13 protein-coding genes are annotated in these 16,724 nt (G+C 71.4%); 1 reads left to right on the top strand and 12 read right to left on the bottom strand.

Going from position 1 to position 16,724, the window contains the following annotated elements:
* Positions 1-5 precede the first annotated feature (5 nt).
* Complete coding sequence (locus tag NOSIN_RS03790) at positions 6-1,634, top strand: VWA domain-containing protein (protein ID WP_077689405.1); 1,629 nt, start codon at positions 6-8, stop codon at positions 1,632-1,634.
* A gap of 28 nt (positions 1,635-1,662) precedes the next feature.
* Here NOSIN_RS03790 and mmsB read toward each other — a convergent pair whose 3' ends face one another.
* The 12 genes from mmsB to NOSIN_RS03730 form a co-directional block, all read right to left on the bottom strand.
* Positions 1,663-2,952 carry a multiple monosaccharide ABC transporter permease gene (gene mmsB, locus NOSIN_RS03785; protein ID WP_077689404.1) on the bottom strand — a complete coding sequence of 430 codons (1,290 nt, stop codon included), beginning with the start codon at positions 2,950-2,952 and terminating at the stop codon, positions 1,663-1,665.
* A complete protein-coding gene (locus NOSIN_RS03780) occupies positions 2,949-4,529 on the bottom strand; it encodes a sugar ABC transporter ATP-binding protein (protein WP_077689403.1) in 1,581 nt (526 codons plus the stop codon). Before NOSIN_RS03780 ends, mmsB begins: the two co-directional genes overlap by 4 nt.
* Positions 4,526-5,617: a multiple monosaccharide ABC transporter substrate-binding protein gene (gene chvE, locus NOSIN_RS03775; protein WP_077689402.1), complete on the bottom strand. Its 1,092-nt coding sequence runs from the start codon at positions 5,615-5,617 to the stop codon at positions 4,526-4,528. The genes NOSIN_RS03780 and chvE overlap by 4 nt, the downstream gene beginning before the upstream one ends.
* Before the next feature lie 37 nt (positions 5,618-5,654).
* On the bottom strand, positions 5,655-7,178 hold the full coding sequence (arfA, locus tag NOSIN_RS03770; protein ID WP_077689401.1) for an arabinosylfuranosidase ArfA: 1,524 nt from the start codon (positions 7,176-7,178) through the stop codon (positions 5,655-5,657).
* Positions 7,179-7,248: 70 nt separating this feature from the next.
* Positions 7,249-8,319 carry an arabinan endo-1,5-alpha-L-arabinosidase gene (locus NOSIN_RS03765; RefSeq protein WP_077689400.1) on the bottom strand — a complete coding sequence of 357 codons (1,071 nt, stop codon included), beginning with the start codon at positions 8,317-8,319 and terminating at the stop codon, positions 7,249-7,251.
* 43 nt (positions 8,320-8,362) lie between these two features.
* Entirely contained in the window at positions 8,363-9,247 is an 885-nt protein-coding gene (locus tag NOSIN_RS03760; protein ID WP_077689399.1) for a carbohydrate ABC transporter permease, read from the bottom strand.
* 2 nt (positions 9,248-9,249) lie between these two features.
* A complete protein-coding gene (locus NOSIN_RS03755) occupies positions 9,250-10,197 on the bottom strand; it encodes a carbohydrate ABC transporter permease (protein ID WP_077689398.1) in 948 nt (315 codons plus the stop codon).
* Between the two features lie 11 nt (positions 10,198-10,208).
* Positions 10,209-11,543 carry an extracellular solute-binding protein gene (locus NOSIN_RS03750; protein WP_077689397.1) on the bottom strand — a complete coding sequence of 445 codons (1,335 nt, stop codon included), beginning with the start codon at positions 11,541-11,543 and terminating at the stop codon, positions 10,209-10,211.
* A gap of 92 nt (positions 11,544-11,635) precedes the next feature.
* Entirely contained in the window at positions 11,636-13,072 is a 1,437-nt protein-coding gene (locus NOSIN_RS03745; protein ID WP_077689396.1) for an L-fucose/L-arabinose isomerase family protein, read from the bottom strand.
* A gap of 10 nt (positions 13,073-13,082) precedes the next feature.
* A complete protein-coding gene (locus NOSIN_RS03740) occupies positions 13,083-13,775 on the bottom strand; it encodes an L-ribulose-5-phosphate 4-epimerase (protein ID WP_077689395.1) in 693 nt (230 codons plus the stop codon).
* Positions 13,772-15,448 (bottom strand): ribulokinase, encoded by a 1,677-nt coding sequence (gene araB, locus NOSIN_RS03735; RefSeq protein WP_077689394.1) that lies wholly within the window; start codon positions 15,446-15,448, stop codon positions 13,772-13,774. Before araB ends, NOSIN_RS03740 begins: the two co-directional genes overlap by 4 nt.
* A 156-nt stretch (positions 15,449-15,604) precedes the next feature.
* Positions 15,605-16,651, bottom strand: coding sequence for a LacI family DNA-binding transcriptional regulator (locus NOSIN_RS03730; RefSeq protein WP_227014250.1), 1,047 nt, complete (start codon positions 16,649-16,651; stop codon positions 15,605-15,607).
* Between the last annotated feature and the right edge of the window lie 73 nt (positions 16,652-16,724).

The raw sequence follows: 16,724 nt of genomic DNA, 5'->3' as shown, positions 1-16,724 counted from the left end.
CGGGAATGACCTCTGGAACGAAGCGCGGAGGGGTCCGCGGCACGTGCGCCTCGGTGCTCACGGCGGCCCTGGTGGCGGCGGGCTGCTCCGCCCCCGGACCGGCCCCCGACGTGACGCTGCGGGTCCTGGCCGGAAGCGAGGTCGCCGACCTGGAGCCGCTGCTGGAGGAGGCGGCCGGGCGGACCGGGGTGGCGGTGGAGCTGGAGTACACGGGCACGCTGGACGGCATGGCCCGGATCGCCGCCGGGGACCGCGGGGGCGGGGGCGGGGAGTACGACGCGGTGTGGTTCGCCTCCAACCGCTACCTCAACCTGCACGAGGGGGGCCGGTCCGCGGTGCACGTCCAGACCCCGGTCATGGTCTCCCCCGTGGTGCTGGGCGTCGCCGCCGACCGCGCGGAGGAGCTGGGGTGGGCCGACGGCGGTGAGGTGACCTGGGCGGACGTGCACCACGCGGTCGCGGAGGAGGGCTTCACCTACGGGATGACCAATCCCGGTGCCTCCAACTCGGGGTTCTCGGCGCTGATCGGGGTGGCCTCCGCGATGGCCGACACGGGCTCGGCGCTGCGGTCGGAGGACGTGGAACGGGTGGGGCCGGAGCTGGCGGAGTTCTTCTCGGGGCAGGAGGTGACGGCGGGGTCGTCGGGGTGGCTGGCGGAGGCGTTCGCACGGCGCTCGGAGCGGGGCAGGCCGGTGGACGGGCTGGTCAACTACGAGTCGGTGATCCTCTCGCTGAACGCCTCGGGCGCCCTGGAGGAGCCCCTGACGGTCGTGTACCCGGCCGACGGCGTGGTGACCGCCGACTATCCGCTCACCCTCCTGTCGGATCCCTCCGAGGAGGCGCTGCGGGGGTACGAGCGGCTGGTGGAGGACCTGACGTCGGTGCAGACTCAGCAGCGGATCGCCGACCGCACCCGGCGGCGGCCGGTCACGGCCGGGGCGGAGCTGTCCCCGCCGGTGCCTCCGCTGGTGGAGCTGCCCTTCCCCACGAGCCAGGAGGTCGTCGACGGCCTGGTGTCGGACTACTCCGCCGCGCTGCGCCGTCCGGCGCGCACCGTGTACGTGCTGGACGTGTCGGGGTCGATGGAGGGCGAGCGGCTCCGGGAACTCCAGTTGGCCCTGAACGCGCTGACCGGCGCGGACGGCGGTTCCCTGACCGGCAGTACGCAGTCCTTCCAGGAGAGGGAGGAGGTGACGCTGCTGCCCTTCTCCACCACGCCCGCGGAGCCGCTCACCTTCGTGATGGAGCCGGGGTCGGTGGACGAGTCCGGCGCCGACCTGGCCGAGGCGGTGGCCGGTCTGGAGGCCGGGGGCGACACCGCCGCCTACGACGCCCTGGTGCGGGCGTACGAGCTGTTGGAGGAGGGACGCACGGGCACGGACGGGGACCACCTGATGTCCGTGGTGCTGATGACCGACGGCGAGGTGAACGGGGGTATCGACCTGGCCGGGTTCGGCGACTCCCTGTCGGCGCGGCCGGACGCGGTGGCGGAGGCGCCGGTGTTCACCGTGCTGTTCGGAGAGTCCGACATGCCGGAGATGACCGAACTGGCGGACCTGACGGGCGGCCGGGTGTTCGACGCCCGGGAGCAGGACCTGGAGGAGGTCTTCCGGGAGATCCGGGGCTACCAGTGACGCCCAGGACCTCCCGGAGCCGTCCCCCTCAGCGGTTCGCCCGCTCCTTGCCGGCGGGGTGCGGCGAGCCGCCGCCGGCCCCCTCCCCGCCCTTGTCCGGCCGGGAGGCGGCCGAGGCGGCGGGCCTGGTGGCGACACGGCGCTTGTTGTAGATGTCGAAGGCCACCGCGAGCAGCAGCACCAGCCCCTTGATCAGCTGCTGCCAGTCCACGCCCAGGCCGATCAGCGACATGCCGTTGTTCAGGACGCCCATGACCAGTGCGCCGATGACGGCCCCGACGACGGTGCCCACGCCTCCGGAGGCGGAGGCGCCGCCGATGAAGGCCGCCGCGATCGCGTCGAGCTCGAACATGGTCCCGGCTCCGGGCGTGGCCGCGTTGAGCCGTGCCGTGAAGACGATCCCGGCCAGCCCCGAGAGCACGCCCATGTTGACGAACACCCAGAACGTGGTGCGCTGGGTCCTGATCCCGGACAGCGCCGCGGCCTGCTCGCTGCCGCCGACGGCGTAGACGCGCCTGCCCATGGTCGTGGAGCGCATCACGAACGAGTACCCCGCGATGAGCGCGACGAGCAGCAGCCCCACGACGGGCAGCCCGTTGTAGTCGGCCAGCACGTAGGTGAACGCCAGGATGGCCATGACGGTGACCGCCGAGGTGGCGGCGGTCACCGGCGCGGGCGCGACCGGAAGCCCGTACCCGCGGGAGCGGGACCGCGTGCCCCACTGGATCCACACGAGCGCGGCGGCCCCGAGCGCGCCCAGCAGCAGGGTCGGCAGGTGCAGGCCCTCACCTCCCCGGCCGGGCAGGAAGCCGCTGGCGATGTCGCGCAGGGCCTGCGGGAGCGGGGCCACGGACTCCCCGCCCAGGACCGCCAGGGTCGCGCCGCGGAAGATGAGCATCCCGGCGAGGGTGACGATGAAGGCGGGGACGCGCACGTAGGCGACCCAGAAGCCCTGCCACGCGCCGATGAGCGCGCCGAGCAGCAGGGCGACGGGCACGACCACGACCGTCGGCAGCCCCCACGAGGTGAGCATGATCGCCGACACCGCGCCGGTGAACGCCACCACCGAGCCGACCGACAGGTCGATGTGGCCGGTGACGATGACCAGCATCATCCCGATCGCCAGGATCAGGATGTAGGAGTTCTGCATGATCAGGTTGGTGACGTTGAGAGGTGTGAGGAGCAGTCCTCCGGTGAGCATCTGGAACAGCACGATGATGGCCACCAGGGCGATGGCCATGCCGTACTGGCGGGAGTTCCCGCCCATCAGCGTGCCGCCGATCCGTGCGAGGCGGGAGGTCGTGCCTGGTTCTTTCACGGGTGTCCCCCGGTTCGCGTCATCAGTCTCATGAGGGTTTCCTGGTCGGCCCCCTCGCCGGGGACCTCTCCGGTGATGCGCCCCTCGCACATCGTGTAGATCCGGTCGCACATGCCGAGGATCTCGGGGAGCTCGGAGGAGATCAGCAGTACGCAGGCGCCCTCGGCGGCGAGCCGGCGCACGATCAGGTAGATCTCGTACTTGGCCCCGACGTCGATGCCCCGGGTGGGTTCGTCGAGGATCAGCAGTTCGGGCCGCGTGAACATCCACTTGCCCAGCACGACCTTTTGCTGGTTGCCTCCGCTGAGGGTGCGCACGAGCTGGGTCGTGCCCTGGCTCCTGACCCGCATCCGCTCGCTCATCCGCGAGGCCTCCACGGCTTCGAGGCCCGGATTGAGGACCCCGCGCGAGGACACGCGGTCCAGCGCCGCCATCGTGGTGTTGTGGCGGATGTCGTCGTCGAGCACCAGGCCGAGCGACTTGCGGTCCTCGGGCACGTAGGCGATCCCGCTCCGGATGGCCTCGGCGACGCTTCCGGTCGCCGCCTCGGCGCCGTCCTTGAGCAGGGTGCCGCGGACGTAGCGCCCGTAGGAGCGGCCGAACAGGCTCATCGCGAACTCGGTGCGTCCGGCGCCCATGAGTCCCGCCATGCCCACGACCTCGCCTGCGCGCAGGGTGAGGTCGGCCCCGTCCACCGCGCGCCGCCCGGACCCGTCCGGGTGGTCCACCGTCCAGTCCCGGACCTCGAAGCGCACCCCGCCGATCTCGCCGGTGCGCGGGGGGTGGCGCTGGTCCAGCTCGCGGCCGACCATCCCGCGGATGATGCGGTCCTCGTCGATGGAGGGTGTCCCGTCGGCGTCGCGCTCCACGGAGAGGGTCTCGATGGCGCGGCCGTCCCGCAGGATGGTGATCTCGTCGCAGACGCGCACCACCTCGCCGAGCTTGTGCGAGATGAGGATGCACGTCACGCCCTGGTCCCGCAGGTCCAGGAGCAGTTCGAGCAGCCGGGTGCTCTCCGCCTCGTTCAGCGCCGAGGTCGGCTCGTCGAGGATGAGCAGCCGCACCCGCTTGGCCAGGGCCTTGGCGATCTCCACGAGCTGTCTGGCGCCCACGCTCAGCGCCGAGACGGGCGTGGACGGGTTCGCGTCCAGCCCGACCCTGTCCAGGAGTTCCCGGGCCCGTGCGTGGGTGGCGCCCCAGTCGACGACGCCGTACCGGGCCCGCTCGTGGCCGAGGAAGATGTTCTCGCTGATCGACAGCTGCGGGATGAGGGCGAGTTCCTGGTGGATGATGGCGATGCCGGCGCGCTCGCTGTCGGCGACGCCGGAGAAGGTGCAGGGCTCGCCGTCGACGAGGACCTCACCCGTGTAGGAGCCCGTCGGGTGGACGCCGCTGAGCACCTTCATCAGCGTGGACTTCCCGGCGCCGTTCTCCCCCATCAGGGCGTGGATCCGGCCGTGCGCGACGCTCAGCGACACCCCGTCCAGGGCTCGTACCCCGGGGAAGTCCTTCTGGATGCCGCGCATCGAAAGGAGCGGCCCGCCCCGCGGGGCGGGCCGCCTCTCCTCCTGTCTCATTCGAGTTCAGACTCCTCGTAGTAACCGCTGCCGACCAGGACCTCGTGGTAGTTGTCGACGTCCACCGAGACGGGTTCGAGCAGGTAGGAGGGGACGACCTTGACCCCGTTGTCGTAGCTCTCGGTGTCGTTGACCGGCACCTCCTCCCCCGCCAGCAGCGCCTCGACCATGTCGACCGTCTGGGTGGCCAGGGCCCGGGTGTCCTTGAAGACGGTCTGGGTCTGCTCCCCGGCGATGATCGACTTGACCGAGGCGGCCTCGGCGTCCTGGCCGGTGACGACGGGCAGCGGCTTCTCCTCGGTGCCGTAGCCGACCGCGCGCAGGGACTCGATCACGCCGAGGCTGATGCCGTCGTAGGGCGACAGGACCGCGTGCACGTCCTCGCCGGAGTAGTTGGCGCTGAGCAGGTTGTCCATGCGGTCCTGTGCGATGGCGCCGGACCAGCGCTGGGTGGCGATCTGGTCCATGGAGGTCTGGCCGCTGCGGACCACGAGGGTGCCGTCGTCGATGTGGGGCTGGAGGACCGACATCGCCCCGTCGTAGAAGTAGTAGGCGTTGTTGTCGTCGGGCGACCCGCCGAACAGCTCGATGTTGAACGGCCCGTCCTCGTTCTCCAGGTCGAGGGTGTCCACGATGTACTGGCCCTGGAGGACGCCCACCTGGAAGTTGTCGAAGGTGGCGTAGTAGTCGACGTGCTCGCTGCCGCGGATGAGGCGGTCGTAGGCGACCACGGGGATGTCGCTGGAGGCGGCCATGTCGAGCGCGTCTCCGAGGGCCTCGCCGTCGATGGCGGCGACGACCAGGACGTCGGCGCCCCTGGTGATCATGTTCTCGATCTGGGCGACCTGGTCCTCCACGACGTCCTCGGCGTACTGGAGGTCGGTGCCGAAGCCGCGGGACTCGAACTCGGCGACCATGTTCTCGCCGTCGTTGATCCAGCGCTCCGACGACTGGGTGGGCATGGCGATGCCGATGGTGGTGCCGTTCTCCCCGGTGTCCTGGGCGGCGTCGCCGACGCCGTTGCATGCGGTGAGCAGCAGGGCCGCCCCGAGCAGTGCCGGGACGACCGTCTTCCTGTGGTGTGGCATGGGTTTCTCTCCTTGGGGACGGGGGCGGGAGACGGGTTCAGCGGCCGTCGGCCGTCAGGTCGACGACGGTCCAGGAGACGGGGGGCAGGGTCACCGAGAGCCTTCCGGCGTCGAGGTGGGCGGACTTGTTGTCCCGGGGGGTGACCCGGTCGGGGTTCTCCATGGTGTTGGCGGCGTACACGTCGTCGTTGGCGAGGGTGAGCGCGCGGGCCACGCCGGTCGGGGCGAGGCCGCGCAGGTCGGCGTCGAGGGTGACCGGCTGGTCGGTGGAGCGGTTGACGACGAACAGGGCGGCGCGTCCGGTGTCGGGGTCGGAGGTGACCACGGAGTCGACGACGGGCACCTCGCCGTACCTGTCGGTCTCCTGGACGGGGGCGGTGACCTCGGCGCGCAGTACGTGGCCGGAGGCGGACCCGGCGGTGAGGGCGAAGGGGTGGAAGACGGTCTGGCGCCAGGCGGGACCGCCCGGCTCGGTCATGATGGGCGCGATCACGTTGACGAGCTGGGCCTGGCTGGCGGCGGTGACACGGTCGCTGTGCCGGAGCAGGCTGATGAGCATGTTGCCGACCACGACGGCGTCGGCCACGTTGTACCGGTCCTCGATGACGCGGGGCGCGATCCGCCAGTCGTCGGTGGGCTGCACGGCGGCCTCGGCCTGGTGGCGGCTCAGGTACCAGACGTTCCACTCGTCGAAGGAGAGCTGGATGCGCTTGGGGTCGCGGAGCCGGGCACCGACCGCGTCGGCGGTGGAGACCACGGAGTCGATGAAGTGGTCCATGTCCGTGGTGGCGCCCAGGAAACTGGCCAAGTCCCCGTCGTGCTCCTCGTAGTAGGCGTGCAGCGAGATGTGATCCACAGCATCGTAGGTCTCCTCCAGGACGGTGGCCTCCCACTGGCCGAAGGTGGACATGGCCGACCCCGAACTGCCGCACACGACCAGTTCCAGGTCGCGGTCGGCCATCTTCATGGCCCGGGCCACCTGGGCGGCCTTGCGGCCGTAGGAGCGGGCGTCGAGGTGGCCGATCTGCCAGGGGCCGTCCATCTCGTTGCCCAGGCACCACATGCGGATGTCGTGGGGGTCGGGGTGGCCGTGGGAGGCGCGCAGGTCCGAGAGGTGGGTTCCGCCCGGGTGGTTGCAGTACTCCAGCAGGTCGAGGGCCTCCTGGAGGCCCCGGGTGCCGAGGTTGGCGGCCATCATCGGTTCGATGTCCAGGTTCCGGCACCAGGTCATGAACTCGTTGAGCCCGAACTGGTTGGTCTCGATGCTGTGCCAGGCCAGGTCGCGGCGGACCGGGCGCTGCTCCTTGGGACCCACGCCGTCCTCCCAGCGGTATCCGGAGACGAAGTTGCCGCCCGGGTAGCGCACGGTCGTCACGCCGAGTTCGCGGACCAGCGCGGCGACGTCGCGCCGCAGGCCGTCGGCGTCGGCGGTGGGGTGGTCGGGTTCGTGGATGCCGGTGTAGACGCAGCGGCCCATGTGCTCGACGAAGGAGCCGAACGTGCGGCGGTGGACCAGGGCTACGGGGGTGGCAGCGTCGACGCGGAGGGAGGCGTTGAGCATGGCGGTCTCCTGGTGGTGTGGCCCGGCCCGGGCGCGTCACCCGGGCCGGGAGGTCGTTGGGTCGGCGGGTCTACTGGACGCGGGGCCAGCCGTCGGCGGTCCAGTGCAGCTTCCGGACGGCCATCCGGAAGTCGAAGTCGGGTCCCAGGTCGGTGTCGTAGTAGTGGTAGGCGAGCAGGCCGCCGGAGACGGACTGCCCTCCCGAGCCGGTGATGGTGCCCTCCTCGGCGAGGACCACGGTGCCGCCGCCCTCCAGCAGGGGGACGCCGTCGGCGTCCACGTAGGGGCCGGTGACGTCGGTGGACCGGCCGACGGCGACCTTGTAGTCGCTGCCGACGCGGCAGCAGTGGTCGAGGGAGACGAAGAGGTAGTAGTAGCCGTCGCGGTGGATGATGTGGGGCGCCTCGACGGCGTTGGGCGGCTCGCGGCGGTCGGCCAGGTGCAGCACCTCCGCTCCCTCGACGGCCCCGCCGCTCGGCCAGTCCAGCTCGACCATGCGGATACCGCTCCAGAACGAGCCGAACGTCATCCAGTGGCGGCCCTCGCCGTCCTCGACGATGCCGGGGTCGATGGCGTTGTAGGGGTCGCCCTCGAAGGACTCGAACACCGGCCCCCGGTCGACCCACTCGTAGCCGGGGTCCTCGGGGTCCAGGGTGGTGTTGGTGGCCAGGGCGATGAGCGAGCGGTTCGAGCCGAAGGTGGAGGCCGAGTAGTACAGGTAGTAGGTGCCGTCGGAGTGGTGGATCTCGGGGGCCCAGAGGGTTCCCACTCCGGGGATCCTCTCCGTGAGCCAGGCGGGCTTGGTGTCCCAGACCGTGCCGGTGTAGGTCCAGTGCCGCCCGTTCGGGGAGCTGCGGATCTGGATGTTGCCGTCGCCGAGTTCGGCGTGGCCGGTGCCGAAGACGTACCAGTCCTCGCCGTCGCCGCCCCGGTACAGGGCGGGGTCGTGGACCCTCAGTCCCCCGGCGAAGGGGTGGATGTCGTCGGGCTGGTGGCCGAAGAGGGGCAGGCCGGGGTTGTTGGGCGGCACGTCCCAGTCGGCGCGCGCCGCGGAGGCGGATCCGGCCGGGGCGGTGGCCAGGGACGTGGCCAGGGCCGCGGCGGTGAGGGCCGCCGCGATCCGGACGAGCGGAGGTCGCATGGGGGGCTCCTGGGGGTGGTGGGAGCGGAACGGGGGCAGCGGGTCAACCCTTGATCCCGGCACCCGCCACGCCCGTGACGATGTGCCTCTGGAAGAGCAGGTAGACCACGAGCAGGGGCAGGGCGCCCAGCACGGCGGAGGCCATGACCTGGGCGTACTGGATGCCGTACTGGCCCAGGACGGTGCCCAGGCCCACGGGCAGGGTCATCATCTCCGGGTCGTTGACCACGATGAACGGCCACAGGAAGTTGTTCCAGGCGCCGATGAAGGTGAAGATGCCCACGGCGGTGAGGATGGGCCGGGACAGCGGCAGGATGACGCTCCACAACACGAGCAGCGGTCCGGCTCCGTCCATCTTGGCGGCGTCCTCGTAGTCGCGCGGGATGGCGTCGAAGAACCGCTTGAGGATGAACACGAACACCGGGGCGACCACCTGGGGCAGGGCCACGCCCCAGTAGGTGTCCACCAGCCCGAGCTGGGTCATCAGCACGAACTGGGGCACGATGAGCACCTGCGGCGGGATGAGGATGCCGCCGATGACCAGGGCGAAGAGCCAGCCGCGGCCACGGAAGTCGAACCGGGAGAAGCCGTAGGCGGCCAGCACGCACACCACCAGGGTGAGCGCGGTGACGATCGTGGTGGTGATGAGCGAGTTCATCGTCCAGCGGATGATGTCCCCGCGGCCCAGGACCTGCGCGTAGGCCTCGAAGGTGGCGTTGGGGGTGAGCCAGGCGGGCGGCATGACGGTGGTCTCGCCCTCGGGTTTGACCGAGGTGGCGAAGGCCCACAGCAGCGGGACGAGCCAGAGGAGGGCCGCCAGGGCGGCGACCGTGTACAGGGCGGCGGAGCCCACCGTGACGCGCCGCCGCCGGAGGAGGCGCGCGGGCGCCGTGGCCGGCGCGGCGGGCCGGGACGTGGAGGTGACCATGGTCAGGCCTCCTTCCGGGAGAACAGGCGGAACTGGGCGATGGAGGCGGCGATGATCAGGACCATGAAGATGTAGGCCATGGACGAGGCCAGGCCGACGCGCAGCCCCACGAATCCGGAGTCGTAGATGTACTGGATGACGGTGCGGGTGGCGAAGTTGGGGCCGCCCATGGTCATCAGGTAGATCTGCTCGAACACGCGCAGGGACCCGATGAGCTGGAGGACGGTGATGAGCGCGGTGGTACGCGCCAGCAGCGGCAGGGTGATGCGGCCGACGCGCTGCCAGGCGCCCGCGCCGTCGATGGCCGCCGCCTCGTAGACGTCCTTGGGGATGGACTGCATGGCGGCCAGGTAGAGCAGGTAGTTGAAGCCGACCTGCCACCAGGCGGTGGCGATGACCACGGAGAACATCGCCGTGTCCTCGCTGAAGAGCCACTCGGGGCCCTGGACGCCGAACCGGGCCAGGGTGCCGTTGAACAGGCCCAGACTCGGGTTGTACATCCAGTTCCAGATGAGGGTCATCACCGCGACCGGGAGCACGAACGGCGCGAAGAACGACAGCCGCAGGAACCATCCGAGCCTGCGGGCGTGATCGGTCAGCAGGGCCAGGCCGAGCGCGAGCAGGACCATCAGGGGCACGCTGAGGATCGTGAACCACAGCGTGTTCCACAGGGAGTCGTACAGGGCGCGGTCGGTCAGGCTCTCCTGCCAGTTGTCCGGTCCCACGAAGGAGAGCGGGCCCCCGGCCAGGCTGCGGTCGGTGAAGGTGTAGCCGAGGCCGACGACGGCGGGCCACAGCAGGAAGAGGAGGTAGAAGGCGAGGAAGGGCAGGACGAACCACAGGCCGGTCCACGTGGTGGGCCTGCGACGCACGTCGACGAGGTCGCGGTCGGCTCTTGGGGGCGCGCCGGGGGACGTACGCGGCGCGGGAGCACTGGTCTGGCTTGTCATGGTGGGGCTCCCTACACCGGTGACGGCACGGTCAGCAGTTCACGGATGGTCGCTTTGAGTTGCGCGAGCGCCTGCTCCGGAGTCTGGGTGCCCTGGTGCAGGGTGGTCAGCGCGCCGGTGGCCTCCTCCTGGAGGCGTCCCGCCGAGCCGCTGAACCAGGCTTGCGGCTCGAACTGGACGTTCTCGGCGGCCTCGCGGTACTCGGACTGGGGGTGCAGCTCGTCGTATTCGGGGCTCTCCACGACCGGCTGGTAGGCGGGGATGTGCCCGCCCTTCGCCCAGGTGAGGCTGTGGCGCAGCATCCACGCGGCGTACTCGACGGCGGCCCGGGTGCGTTCGGGGTCGCGGTCGCGCTGGTGCGGGAACACGTAGCAGTGGGAGTCGCCGCGCGTGCGGTGGTTGCCGAACACGGCCGGGAACTGGGTGGCGGAGAAGCCCACGCCGGTGGCCTCCAGGGTCGGAATCTCCCAGTTGCCGTGGATCATCAGCCCGGCCTGGCCGTTGGCCAGGTTGGCGGCGGTGTCGGCGAGCATGGAGTGGCGGGGGGCCAGCCCCTCCTCGGAGAGGCGGTAGAGCACCTCCATCGCGGCCAGGGCCTTGTCGTCGTCCATCTCGTAGTCGTCCTCGCCGAGGACGAGCTCGCCGTCCTGCTGGCGGTAGAGCGACCAGAAGTTGGACCAGGGGTTCCAGGTGTCGATGGACAGGCCGTAGGTCCCGGTGACGGCCTTGATCTCGCGGAGCATGTCGAAGTACTCCTCCGTCCCGGAGACCTCCACGAGCCGGTCGTCGGCGTCCAGCAGGCCCGCCTGCCGGCACACGTCCAGGTGGTAGTACTGGATCAGCACGTGGGTGTCGAGGGGGATGGCGTACAGCCGGCCGTCGAAGAAGCACTTCTCCCAGATGTTGGGCAGTACCACGGTGTCGTCGATGCCCGCCTCGGCCAGCATCGCCGGGTCGATCGGGTCCAGCAGCCGGCCCGGTGCCAGGCTCTCCAGCCGGGACACGTGCGCGGTGGCGATGTCGGCGCCCCGGCCGCCCGCGGCGCCCATGGCCACCTTGGTGTAGAACGGCGCGCCCCAGGTGAAGGTGGTCGCGCGAAAGTCGATGTCGGGGTGCTCGGCCTTGTAGGCCTCGTGCATCTCGATCATCCGCAGGCCGTCACCGCCGGCGAACAGGTTCCACTGGCGCAGCCTGGTCCTGCCGCTGATGAGGGTGTCGGGGGGCCCGCACCCCACCGCGGCCAGTCCGGCGGCGGCCACGGCCCCGGTGACGAAGGCCCTGCGGCCCGGTCCTGCGGAGGCGGCCGGCGGTGGTGCGTGGTACGACGGGGATGGTGCGTCGCGCATGGTGGTCTCCTTGCGCTGAGGGGGGGTCGAAGGGCTCCCCGGAGCCCTTCGCTGGGGGGTGGTGGTGCGCCGGGGCGCTGGTGCCTTCCGGGTCAGACCCGGACGTACTCGATACCGGAGAGCTCGCACAGGACCCGCCAGTCCTCGGCGCGGGCGCCGGTGTTCATGACCATGTGGTGGGTACCGCCCGCGCGGAGCCAGGAGTCCATGCACCTCCGCACGCCCGTCTCGGGGCGGAACTGTCCGTAGGGCATCTCCAGGGACGGCAGTTCGGGCGCGTCGATGACCTCGCCCTCGGCCACGACCAGCCGGAACTCCTCGCCGCCGAGGGCGACCAGGGAGGCGAGGGTGGCCGGGCCCGGCCGGTAGCGGAAGAGGATGGTGGGCGGGTCGGCCAGGCCGCCGATGCCCAGCGGGCGTTTGATCAGCCGGACGGGCTCGTCCTCGCGCGCGACCCTCCAGTTGCCCTCGCCCATGTGGCTCATGAGGATGGAGTCACTGGGGAAGTCCATCGCGTACATCTCGGTGAAGTGGCCGTCTCCGGCGAGCTGGTGGCCCGCGTAGACGATCGAGGCGGCCAGGACGTCGCCCTCGCCCGCGAACCCGTATCCCTTGGCCATCAGGGTGGAGGCGGCGGCCATCGGCAGCCGGGCGAAGCGGCCGTCCTCCCCGATCGCGTCGAAGTGGGTGGAGTAGGCGCCGCACCCCGTCTCCTCCAGCAGCCGTTCGATGCCCAGCTGCATGCGGGCGTGGTCGACGCGCTCCTCCTTGGACAGGCGCCCGTCCACCTCCAGGGCCGTGTCCTCCCAGGCCATGAGGTCGCGGACCGCCTCCTCGGGCAGCTCGGCCATCTCCCTGTGCAGCGCGCCCGGCGCGATGACGTGGATCTCGGGGCCGAGCTTGCGCAGCAGGGCGCTCTCGTCCACCCGGGCGTCGCCCATGCCGTTCATCGGGTAGCCGAACACGCCGACCCGGAGGGAGCGCAGCGCGCTGACCGCGCGGGCCGCGCGGGCCCAGCGGTCCACGCGCGCGGCGAACTCCGGGCTCTGCCACTCGCCGGTGATGACGTCGAAGGACAGGCCGGCGCGCACCATGGCGTTGGCGGTGTCCTGGGCCCCGTGGATGCCCTGGTTGTAGGTCATGTCGTCCATGTCCCAGGAGGGGCTGACCGCGGGGTCGGGCTGGATGTTGGCCAGCGCCACGGGCAGCCTCATCTGACTGAACATCCGGGTGACGCGCAGGGAGGGGCCGTAGGTGAGCATGACGACGAGGACGCCGTCGAGCCCGTCGGCCTCGAACGCGCGCATCGCGCTCTCGGCGTCGGCGCGGCCGCGCACCGGCGGGCTGACGGTCCACTCGGCGACGTCGGAGAGCTTCTCGGCGACACGGGAGGCGTAGGCCGCCTGGTGCTCGGTGATGCCGGGGATCATGTCGTCGTAGAGGGGCTGCATGATGCCGAGCAGGCCGATGCGGGGCCTGCGCGTCCGCACCGGCGGGTGCTCGGTGGCGGGGGGTGTGGGTACGGGCACTGTTGTTTCCCTACTGGCCGTAGACGTTCTGGTAGCGGTCGTGGAGCGCGTCGATGTGCTCCTGCGGAAGCCGGTGGAGGGGACCGCCCTGGCGGGCGATGTGGATCGTGTGGGCGACGTCCTCGCACATCACCGCGGCCTTGACCGCCGCCCTGGCGTTCGCGCCGACGGTGAACACGCCGTGGCCGCGCATGAGGACGGCGGGCGAGCGGTGGCCGTCGAGGGTGGCGACCACTCCCCTGCCGATGTCGTCGCCGCCGATGAGGGCGAACGGACCGACGGGGATGTCGCCGCCGAACTCGTCGGCCATCGCGGTGATGGCGCAGGGGATGGCCTCGCCGCGCGCGGCCCAGGCGGTGGCGTAGGGGCTGTGCGTGTGCGCGACGCCGCCGACGTCGGGGCGGGCTCGGTAGACGTGGGCGTGGGCGGCGGTGTCGCTGGAGGGCTTGTGCCGCCCCTCGACGACCCGGCCGTCCAGGTCGCAGACGACCATGTCCTCCGGGGAGAGGTCCTCGTAGGAGACGCCGCTGGGCTTGATCACCATCAGGTCGGCGCCGGGCACGCGGGCGGAGACGTTGCCGCTCGTCCAGGTGACCAGGTTCCACCGGGTGAGCTCGGTGTGCAGGGCGCACACGTGGGCACGCAGGCGCTCCACCTCGCCGTGGTGCTCTTCGGGAACCGTCGGGGACGTGTCGGTGGTCATCGGTCTCCCTTCTCGGCGCCGCCCTGGGCGCTGGTCAGGACGGAGTTGCGCAGGGCCCGCAGGCGGTGCAGGCTCCGGCTGCCGCCCCGGCCGAAGTGGTCGTGGAGCTCGGTGTAGACCGCGTGGAGCTCGTCGTAGGCGGCGGTCCTGGCCGGGTCGGGGTCGACGGTCTCCGCGCGGACCCGGCCCATGGCGTCCGAGGCGGCGTGGATGTCGGGGTGGGCGCCCGCGGCGACGGCGGCGTGGATGGCGGCCCCGACCGCGCAGCCGTGTTCGGAGGCCACGATCTTCAGGGAGCGGCCGAGCACGTCGGCGTAGACCTGGAGGACGAAGGGGTTGCGGACCATGCCCCCGCCGATGGTGAGGTCCTCCACCGGCACCCCGGAGGCCGTGAAGGCCTCGACGATGGTGCGGGTGCCGAAGGCGGTGGCCTCGACCAGGGCCCGGTAGACCTCCTCGGGCCTGGTGGCCAGGGTCATGCCGACGAGCACGCCGGACAGGTCGTGGTCGACCAGGACCGAGCGGTTGCCGCTGTGCCAGTCCAGGGCGACGAGGCCGTGCCCGCCCACCGGCGCCTCGGCGGCCTTGTCGGAGAGCAGTTCGTGGAGGGACAGGCCGCGCTCGCGTGCCTCCTCGTGGTAGGCGGGGGGCACGTAGGACTCGGCGAACCAGCCGAAGATGTCGCCGACGCCGCTCTGGCCCGCCTCGTAGCCCCAGGCTCCGGGGGTGATGCCGCCGTGGGCCAGGCCGCACATGCCGGGTACCTCGGCCAGGACGTCGGAGTTCATGACGTGGCAGGTGCTGGTGCCCATGATGGCGAGCATCCGCCCGGGGCCGGTGGTCCGCGCGGTGGCGGCGGTGACGTGCGCGTCGATGTTGCCGACGGCGACGGGAACGCCCTCGGGCAGGCCGGTCCAGGCCGCGGCCTCGGCGGTGAGGGAGCCAGCGCGCTCGCCGAGCTGGGCCAGGGGGTGTTCGAGCTTGTCCCGCACGAAGCCGGCGAAGCGCGGGTCGAGCGCGGCCAGGAAGTCCGTCGAGGGCCAGGCGCCGTCCTGGTGGATGCCCTTGTACCCGGCGGTGGCGACGTTGCGGGTCTCCTGTCCGCACAGCTGCCAGACGATCCAGTCGGCGGCCTCGATCCAGCGTTCGGCGCGCTCGTAGGCGCCGGGATCGTCGCGTAGGACCTGGAGCGCCTTGGCGAACTCCCACTCGGAGGAGATCTTCCCCCCGTAGCGCGCCAGCCACTTCTCCCCGCGCTCCGCGGCCAGGGCGTTGATCTCGTCGGCCTCGGGCTGGGCGGCGTGGTGGCGCCACAGTTTGGGCCAGGCGTGCGGGCGGCGGGCCAGGTCGGGGAGCTCGCACAGGGGGGTGCCGTCCGCGGTCACCGGCATGACCGTGCAGGCGGTGAAGTCGGTGCCGATACCGACGACCTGCCCGGGCGAGACGCCCGAGACTCGCAGGGCCTCGGGGACGGCGGTGCGCAGGACCTCGCGGTAGTCCTCGGGGCACTGGAGCGCGGTCTCCGGCTCCAGGGGGTCCTCCGACTCCGGCAGGCGGTCCGTGATGACGCCGTGCCGGTAGTCGTGGGCGGCGGATCCGAGTTCGACTCCGTCTCGGACCCGGACCACGACGGCGCGGCCGGAGAGGGTCCCGAAGTCGACTCCGATGGTCACCGGTTCGGGCGGAGATGAATTGTTAGCGTTCACATTCTGGTCCAAGGGGAGTTCCTTCCACGAGGGGGCGGACGGGGACGGAAGGGACGGGGAAGGGGACGCGGGCGGAGGAGGGCACGTTGACGGGGTCGGGGGGTCGGGGCCGGGGACAGGGGGTCAGGGTGGCGGGGGTCCGCTGCTGCCCCGGACCCGCAGCCGCGCCGGGACGACCCTGCGCGCGGTTCCGGAGGAGCCCGACGAACCGTTCCGCTCGGTCCCTATCTCGCCGAGCAGCAGCGCCAGGCTCTCCTTGCCCACCTGGGCGAAGTCCTGGAAGACGGTGGTCAGGGACGGGGTGAGGTACTCGGCCTCGGGCACGTCGTCGAAGCCGACCACGCTGACGTCGCCGGGCACGCGCAGCCCCGCCTCGTGCAGGGCGCGCAGTACCCCTATGGCCATCTGGTCGTTGCCCACGAAGATCGCCGTGACGCGCTCCCCCTCGGCCCGCCGGGCCACCAGCGAGCGCCCCAGCTCGTAGCCCGACCGGGGGCTCCAGTCGCCCGGGAGCGGTTCGGGGACCGGCACGCCGGCCTCCTCCAGCGCCCGGCGCCAGCCGACCACGCGGGCCTCCGACTCCAGCCACAGGGGATCGCCCTCGATGTGGTGGACGGTCGCGTGTCCGAGTTCCAGCAGGTGGCGGACGGCGTCGTGGGCGCCCTGGACCTGGTCGACGCAGACGACGGGCAGGCCCGATCCCTCACCGCCCTCGACCGCCACCAGGGGGTGGGGTCCGGGCAGCGCGGCCAGGGCGTCGACCAGGCTGCGCTGGGGGGCGATCGCGACGCAGCCCTCGACCGACTGCTGGATCAGGTACTCGGCCGCCGCGACGATCCCGTCCGGCGACACGTCGTCCAGGCTGACCATGCTCAGGAAGTAGCCCGCCTCGCGCGCCGCCCTCTCGATCCCCGACAGGGTCTGGGCCGGACCGAAGAGCGTGGTGTCGAAGGCGATGACGCCGAGCACGTTGGTGCGGCGGGTGACCAGGGCGCGCGCGGTGGAGTTGCGGTGGTAGCCGAGCTCGTCGATCGCTCGCCGCACCCGGAGCACCGTCTCCTCGCGGACGTTGGGGTGTCCGTTGACGACCCGGGACACCGTCTGGTGGGAGACGCCGGCCAGCCGGGCCACGTCCGCCATGACGGGGGTACGGCCACCTGGTGGATTCATCTGAAACGACACCTCCGGGCCGTGGGGGAACACCTGTGACGTGAGCAACATTGTTAACGCTCACATAGAGGAA

It is taken from the genome of Nocardiopsis sinuspersici (assembly GCF_001998325.1).
GTDB classification, from domain to species: domain Bacteria; phylum Actinomycetota; class Actinomycetes; order Streptosporangiales; family Streptosporangiaceae; genus Nocardiopsis; species Nocardiopsis sinuspersici.
The sequence above is the reverse complement of the archived record's forward strand: the minus strand, read 5'-3'. Positions and strand labels throughout refer to the sequence as shown.